Source organism: Methylomonas rivi (assembly GCF_024505165.1).
Taxonomy (GTDB): domain Bacteria; phylum Pseudomonadota; class Gammaproteobacteria; order Methylococcales; family Methylomonadaceae; genus Methylomonas; species Methylomonas rivi.
On sequence record NZ_JANIBK010000337.1, the window covers coordinates 1 to 928 of the forward strand.

At 62.4% G+C, this 928-nt stretch carries 1 protein-coding gene and 1 pseudogene; both read right to left on the reverse strand.

Features of this window, described 5'->3' with window-relative positions; translation table 11 throughout:
• A pseudogene (locus tag NP596_RS21575) lies at positions 1-543 on the reverse strand (efflux RND transporter periplasmic adaptor subunit); the annotation flags it as partial.
• The coding region (locus NP596_RS21580) for a TolC family protein (protein WP_256617435.1) at positions 540-928 on the reverse strand (389 nt) is incomplete at its 5' end. The pseudogene NP596_RS21575 and the gene NP596_RS21580, both read right to left, overlap by 4 nt.

The following is a 928-nucleotide window of genomic DNA, read 5'->3' on the forward strand; positions in this document are numbered from 1 at the left end:
GCCGCGGTCCAGCTTGGCCTTGGCCAATTCCGCGGCGGCGGCTTGCAGTTTGGCTTCGGCCTCGGCCAATTGCGGCTTATGCAGCGCCAGGTCGCTGGCTTCGCCTTGGCCCAACGCCCGCCATTCGCTCTCGGCCTGTTCGACTTGAGCCCGTTCGTTGATCAATACCCGCTTGGCTTCGGCGACTTTGGCCTGGGCGGTCACAATGGCGTAATCGTAATCGCGCGGATCGATCATCAGCAATAAATCGTCGGCTTCGAAAAAGCCGCCGGATGCCAGGGCCGGATGCATCCGCAACACTTTGCCGCCGACTTCGGCGACCAAATCGATTTCCTCGCGGGGCGTCACCACGCCTTGCGAAGCGACATTCAGTGCTATTGATTGCGGTTGGACGCGGACGATTTGCACCGTCGGCGGCGAGGGCTGTGTTATTTGCGGCGAGCTGCCCGGACGAGTTTCCAGCATGGCCCGGGCCGCGCCCACGGCCGCCAGCAGCACGGCGGCCGGCAAGGCCATTTTCAGTAGCGTCTGTTTGCCGTTCAAACCGCACCGCCCAGGGCCAGATAAAGATCGATACGATTGTTCAACAACTGGCGTTGTACGCGCAGGTGCGCGCTTTGCGCGTTGAGGGTACTGCGGTAACTGTCCAGTAGGGTCAGAATCTGAATCAGCCCCTGCTGGTAGGAATATACCGCGAGCTTGCGGCTGGCTTCGGTTTGATCTACCGCTTCCCGCAGGGCCTTTTCCCGCTCTCTCAGCCAGGCTTCGGCCGCCAGGGTCTGTTCCACTTCGCGGAAGGCGTTCAATGCCACGGTTTGATATTGGTTGTATACCTGGCGTACCCGGGCGTCGTTCAGGCGGATCTCGCCTTCCAGGCGGCCGCCGGTAAACAGGGGCTGGGCCAGGCCGGCCGCCAAGTGCCAGGCCG